The sequence below is a fragment of the Amycolatopsis sp. SID8362 genome (assembly GCF_010550475.1).
GTDB classification, from domain to species: Bacteria; Actinomycetota; Actinomycetes; order Mycobacteriales; family Pseudonocardiaceae; genus Amycolatopsis; species Amycolatopsis eburnea.
In genome coordinates, this window is the sequence record NZ_JAAGNB010001065.1 from 1 (window position 1) to 5,758 (window position 5,758).

General features: G+C 70.2%; 6 protein-coding genes and 1 pseudogene. 5 read left to right on the forward strand and 2 right to left on the reverse strand.

Annotated features, from left to right (window positions below):
* Positions 1–346: pseudogene (locus G3I65_RS33510) on the forward strand (IclR family transcriptional regulator); the annotation flags it as partial.
* Here G3I65_RS33510 and G3I65_RS33515 read toward each other — a convergent pair.
* Positions 343–990 carry a DUF998 domain-containing protein gene (locus G3I65_RS33515; protein WP_160699652.1) on the reverse strand — a complete coding sequence of 216 codons (648 nt, stop codon included), beginning with the start codon at positions 988–990 and terminating at the stop codon, positions 343–345. The pseudogene G3I65_RS33510 and the gene G3I65_RS33515 sit on opposite strands and share 4 nt — an antisense overlap.
* Positions 991–1,046: 56 nt before the next feature.
* The gene (locus G3I65_RS33520) at positions 1,047–1,634 is read right to left on the reverse strand and encodes a TMEM165/GDT1 family protein (RefSeq protein WP_160699656.1); all 588 of its coding nucleotides are present in this window, start codon (positions 1,632–1,634) and stop codon (positions 1,047–1,049) included.
* Positions 1,635–1,820: 186 nt separating this feature from the next.
* Here G3I65_RS33520 and G3I65_RS33525 point away from each other — a divergent pair, with 186 nt between their 5' ends.
* The 4 genes from G3I65_RS33525 to G3I65_RS33540 form a co-directional block, all read left to right on the forward strand.
* On the forward strand, positions 1,821–2,813 hold the full coding sequence (locus tag G3I65_RS33525) for a S41 family peptidase (protein WP_160699653.1): 993 nt from the start codon (positions 1,821–1,823) through the stop codon (positions 2,811–2,813).
* A 38-nt stretch (positions 2,814–2,851) separates the two neighbouring features.
* A complete protein-coding gene (locus tag G3I65_RS33530) occupies positions 2,852–4,324 on the forward strand; it encodes a cytochrome ubiquinol oxidase subunit I (protein ID WP_160699654.1) in 1,473 nt (490 codons plus the stop codon).
* Positions 4,325–4,438: 114 nt separating this feature from the next.
* Positions 4,439–5,446, forward strand: a complete 1,008-nt coding sequence (cydB, locus tag G3I65_RS33535; protein ID WP_160699655.1) for a cytochrome d ubiquinol oxidase subunit II — start codon at positions 4,439–4,441, stop codon at positions 5,444–5,446.
* Positions 5,443–5,758, forward strand: a 316-nt coding sequence (locus G3I65_RS33540) for a hypothetical protein (protein WP_166640906.1), incomplete at its 3' end; no start/stop codon positions are given. The genes cydB and G3I65_RS33540, both read left to right, overlap by 4 nt.

Below are 5,758 nucleotides of genomic sequence, written 5' to 3' on the forward strand. Positions count from 1 at the left end.
CGCGACCGCGCACCTGTCGGTCGCGCAGGGGACGCAAGCGCTTGCGGTGGCCGTCGTGGAGCCGTCCTGGACGAGCTTCCACGTCGCCTACCGCGTCGGCAGCCGCCACTCGCTGACCGCGGGCGCGGCGGGCAAGGCGATGTCCCTGCGGCCCGGCGGCGACGGCTGGGTGACCTCGACCGGCGAGCTGGAGGCGGGCGCGTCCGGCGTCGCGGCACCGGTCCGCGGGGTGCCGGGGCTGAAGGCGAGCGTCGGGGTCGTCTCGATGGAGCCGCTGAAGGCCGCCGAGGTGGGCCCGCAGGTCGTCGCGGCCGCCGTGCGGCTGGCGGACATCCTCAAGACTTAGCGCAGCGGCCGGACCATCGTCAGCAGCAGCGTGACGTCGACGGTGAACAGCAGCCGCTCGAACAGGCCGAGCGTGACTTCCTGGTTCGCCGGGCCGAGGACGAGCGTCAGGACGAACCCGCCGAGCACCACGCCGACGCTGGCGAAGCTCGCCGTGGCCAGGCGCCGGATCGTCGTCCGGCGCGGTTCCCACGGGCAGCGCTCGCGGCCCTTCTTCGTCAGCACGAACGCGGCCGCGGGCAGGGCGACGAACGCCGTGAGCGCGGCGAGGTTGTGGACCTGCCCGGCGAGCGAGCGCGCCTGGCCGTCGGGGTCGACCGGGACGAGCCCGCACACGAGCAGCCCGGCCGACCACACGCCGAGCAGCACGCAGACGGCGGTCGTGCCCGGCCGGTGCGCTTTCGCGATGCCGGCGAGCAGGGCGACCGAGCCGAGCGACAGGGCCAGGCACATCACGCTGAACAGCGGCGCGGCCGACGCCGTGCCGAGCCTGCCGTAGACGTACTCCGACAGCGTCTGCCAGATCGGGCTGACCTGGCCGGACAGGCTCAGGTGCAGGTCGATCGAGATGGCCACGGCCAGGCCGATGCCACCGAGCGCGAGCCTCCCGTGCCACGGCGAGACCGCGGTCAATGGCTTGTTCACCTGGCTTCCACCCTTTCGTTTCCGAAAGGTTACCGGGTGAACCTGTGAGGCAGCGGTCAGAAGGCCAGCTGGAGCAGGGCGAACGCGGCGAACCCGGCGAACACGAACCCGGCGCAGCGCTGGATCAGCTTCGGCTTGATCCGGCTGCGGATCTTCCCGCCGATGAACACGGCCAGGCCGGCGACGACGACGAGCGCGGCGAACGCGCCGACGCCGACGGCGACGGGGTTGCCGATCCGGGCGGTGAGGCTGGCGGTGGCGAGCTGGGAGGCGTCACCCCACTCGGCGGCGAAGAGCACGCCGAACGACGTCATCGCGGAGCGCAGGAAGGACAGCGGAGCCGGGCCGATGCGCGAAGCGTCTTCACCGGCTTCGTCCGCTTCGCTGAATCCTTCGCGAAGGAGCATGAAAGAACCGAGGCCGAACATCGCGGCGACAGCGAGGGAAAGGACGACGTCCGGCAACAGTGTCAGGACACTGCCGAACGCGACGGCGATCACGCATTGCACGGCGAAGGCGGCGCACACGCCCGCGAAAACCGGGCCGCCGCGGAAACGCGTGGTCAGCACGAGGGTCGCGACCAGCGTCTTGTCCGGCAGCTCCACGGCGAGGACCAGGCCGAACGCGCTGATCAACGCCACCATCGCGGAAGTCATGTGATTTCTTCGCCCCTTTCACTGCAACGATAAAGGGGCGATTCAGACGGGCGCAAGCTGATGGCGATCGCGAAATCGCCTGATCGGCGGCCATGAATTTGTCATCCAGCCCGGGCGCACAATTTTTTTCGGCACACCGAATTTTCGTTTGCGGGCACCGGTAGGTTGATCGGCATGGGGTCAGAAGCGCGTGCTGCGCAGGTCAACGAGGTCATCCGCCGGCTGGAAGCGCACTACGTCTTCCCGGCCGTCGCCGCGAAGCTGGCGGACGTGCTTCGCGGCCGTCTCGACGAAGGGGCGTACGCGGACGCCGACGATGCCGAATTCGCGACGCTCGTCACGGCCGACCTGCAGTCCGTCAACGGCGACCCGCACCTGCGCCTGCGCCACCACGCGGACCCGGTCGCCGACGACGGCGACGCGGCGATGAACTCCGCGGACTTCCGGATCGAGGCCGAGCTGGAGGGCTTCGGCATCGCGGCGGTCCGGCGGCTGGCCGGCAACGTCGGCTACCTCGACACGACGATGCTGTACCCGGCGGAGCTGGCCGGTCCGGCGATCTCGGCCGCGATGACGTTGCTCGCGACGACGGACGCGCTGCTGCTCGACGTGCGCCGCAACCGCGGCGGCAGCCCGGGTACCAGCGCGCTGCTGCAGACCTACCTCGTCGACGAGCAGGTGCACTACCTCGACATCTACGAGCGCGAGGGCGACAAGACGACCCAGATGTGGACGCTGCCGTACGTGCCGGGCCCGCGGTTCGGCGGCACGAAACCGATCTGGGTGCTGACCGGCCCGCGGACGTTCTCCGGCGGCGAGGACCTGGCGTTCTCGCTCCAGCAACAGGGCCGCGCGAAGACCGTCGGCGAGGCCACCCGCGGCGGCGCCCACCCGCGTGAGCAGTACAAGGTGGACACCTACCTCGACGTCACGGTGTCCATCGCGCGCTCGCTGCACCCGGAGACGGGGGAGAACTGGGAAGGCGTCGGCGTCCGCCCGGACCTCCCGGTGGCGGCGGACCAGGCGTTCGACACGGCGTACGCGCTGGCGCTGAAGCACGTCCTCACGCTGGGTTCGGCCGGGGCGCGGCGCGCCGTCGCCGAGGAGGCGCGGCGGGCACTCGACCAGGTGAAGGACGTTGGTCCCGGGGTGGACGGGACCGAATGATCTAGCTGGCCCACCCGCGCCGGAGCACGCTGGACCACGTGGAGGTCCTTGAGCTAGCGCGGTGGCAGTTCGGCATCACCACCGTCTACCACTTCCTGATGGTCCCGCTGACCATCGGGCTGTCGATCCTGGTCGCGGCGATGCAGACCCAGTGGGTCCGCACCGGCGATCCGCGGCACCTGAAGATGACGAAGTTCTGGGGCAAGCTGCTGCTGGTCAACTTCGCGATGGGCGTCGTGACCGGCATCGTGCAGGAGTTCCAGTTCGGGATGAACTGGAGCGCGTACTCCCGCTTCGTCGGCGACGTCTTCGGCGCGCCGCTCGCGATGGAAGGGCTCGTCGCGTTCTTCGTCGAGTCGACGTTCCTCGGCCTGTGGATCTTCGGCTGGGACCGGCTGCCGAAGAAGGTGCACCTGGCGTGCGCCTGGGCGTTTTCGCTGGCCACCATGGCCTCGGCGTACTTCATCCTGGCCGCGAACTCGTGGATGCAGCACCCGGTCGGCGTGACGTTCGAGAACGGCAAGCCGACGATGAACTCGATCTGGGCGGTGCTGACGAACAACACGGCGCTCGCCGCGATCCCGCACACCCTCGCGGGCGCGTTCTCGGTGGCGGCGGCCTTCCTGGTCGGCGTCGCGGGCTGGCACCTCTGGCGGCGCCGGTCGAACCAGGACGTGTGGCGCTCCTCGCTGCGCCTCGGCGGCTGGGTCGGCGTGGCGGCGTTCGCGGTGCTCGCGATCACCGGTGACGCGCAGGGCAAGCTGATGTTCGAGCAGCAGCCGATGAAGATGGCGTCGGCGGAAGCGCTGTGCCACACGGAAAAGCCGGCGAGCTTCTCGATCATCGCGATCGGCGACGTCGCCGGGTCGAACTGCGAGGACGTCAAGACGTTCAACGTGCCGGCGCTGCTGTCGTTCCTCGCGCACAACGACTTCAAGACCGAGGTCAAGGGCGTCGAGGACCTGATCACCGAGTACCAGGCGAAGTACGGCACGAACTACCCCGACGACCCGGAGCTGGGTTCGCTCGCGGGCAAGCCGATCGACTACGTGCCCAACCTGCCGGTGACGTACTGGGGCTTCCGGATGATGATCGGCTTCGGCGCGGTCTCGGCGGGCATCGGGCTGCTGGCGCTGTGGCTGACCCGTCGCGACCGGATCCCGACCGGGCGCTGGTTCCCGCTCCTGGTGCTGGGCGGCATCGCGACGCCGTTCCTCGGCAACAGCGCGGGCTGGATCTTCACGGAGATGGGCCGTCAGCCGTTCGTGGTCGTCCCGAACCCGTCGGGCGTCGACGGCGTCTGGATGTTCACGGCCCAGGCGGTGTCGCGGCTGACGACCGGCGAGGTCTGGACGTCACTGATCGCCCTGACCACGGTGTACGCGGCCCTCGGCGTGGTGGAGCTGTTCCTGATGCGCAAGTACATCCGCGGCGGCGTCGAAGCGGTGATGCCCCCGGAAAAGAAGGATTCCGACAAACCGGGCGAGGACACGCTCGCCTTCGCCTACTGAGGTGCTGACGATGAGTGCCGATGTGATCACCCGCGCGGGTTACCCACAGCCTACCTGTGGACAACTCCGCCGGCTGTGGACAACTCACGGCAACCGAGTGGGAGGAGTGGCCCGATGACCCTCGAAATCGCCTGGTTCGTCGTCATCGCCTTCTTCTGGCTCGGCTACCTGTTCCTCGAAGGCTTCGACTTCGGCGTCGGCATGCTGCTGCCGATCCTTGCCCGCGACAACACCGAGCGCCGGGTCATGGTCAACACCATCGGACCGGTCTGGGACGGCAACGAGGTCTGGCTCATCGTCGCCGGCGGGGCCATGTTCGCGGCCTTCCCCGGCTGGTACGCCAGCCTGTTCTCGGCCGCCTACCTGCCGCTCCTGCTCCTGTTACTCGCCCTCATCGGCCGCGGCGTCGCCTTCGAGTACCGCGGCAAGGTCGACTCCGACCGCTGGCGCCGCACCTGGGACCGCGTGATCATGATCGGCTCGTGGATCCCGCCGCTGGGCGTCGGGCTCATCCTCGCGACCACCGTGCTCGGCCTGCCCCTGGACGCCGACGGCAACCGCGTCGGCTCCGCGTTCGCCGCCCTGCGCTGGGACACCCTGCTCGGCGCGGTCGCGATCGCCGCCTTCTCGATCACGCACGGCGCCGCGTTCCTGGCCCTGAAGACCAGTGGTGACCTGCGAGAACGTGCCCGGAAGCTGGCGCTTCGCGCGCTGCCGCTCGCGATGGTGCCGATCGTCGCCTTCCTGACGGTCGTCCAGTGGCGCGAGGGCACGCTGTGGACGCTGCTCGCGTTCGGCGTCGCCGCCGTGGCCGCGGTCGTGGCCTGGTTCCGGCTGCGCGCGGACCGCGACGGCCAGGCGTTCGCCGCGCTCGGAGTGATGATCGCCGCGGCCGCCGTCGTGCTGTTCGGGGCGCTGTTCCCGAACGTGCTGCCCTCGACCCTCGACGCCGCGAACGACCTCAGCATCGCGGGCACCGCGTCGAGCCCGTACACGCTGACCGTGATGACCTGGGTCGCCGTCTTCGGCGCCCCGGCGGTGCTCATCTACCAGGGCTGGACGTACTGGGTGTTCCGCAAGCGCATCGGCACCCAGCACATCCCGGCGGTCCACGCACCATGACCAAGCCTCCCGGACGCGCGACCCTTCTCGCCTCGGAGTCCACAGTGGACTCGGCGCGGCCGGGGAAGGGCCCGCTCGGCGCACTGCCGGCCCTCGTGCCCGCCGTGCGCCGGGCGCTGGCCCTGGTGGGGTTCCTCTCGTTCCTCAACGCCGCCGCGCTGGTCGCACAGGCGTTCCTGCTCGCCGACGTCCTCGCGGCGATCGTCGGAGCAGGGCCCGGGGGACGCACCGCCCAGCTGGCCGCGCTGCTCGCGCTCGTCGTGACGCGCGCGTTGACCGGCTGGGCGGTGCGCACGGTCTCGGCCCGCGCCG

Bases quoted from the DNA above. Each gene is read 5' to 3' on its own strand.
- G3I65_RS33525 (WP_160699653.1), top strand. From the start codon at position 1,821: ATGGGGTCAGAAGCGCGTGCTGCGCAGGTCAACGAGGTCATCCGCCGG.
- G3I65_RS33520 (WP_160699656.1), bottom strand. From the start codon at position 1,634: ATGGTGGCGTTGATCAGCGCGTTCGGCCTGGTCCTCGCCGTGGAGCTG.
- cydB (WP_160699655.1), top strand. From the start codon at position 4,439: ATGACCCTCGAAATCGCCTGGTTCGTCGTCATCGCCTTCTTCTGGCTC.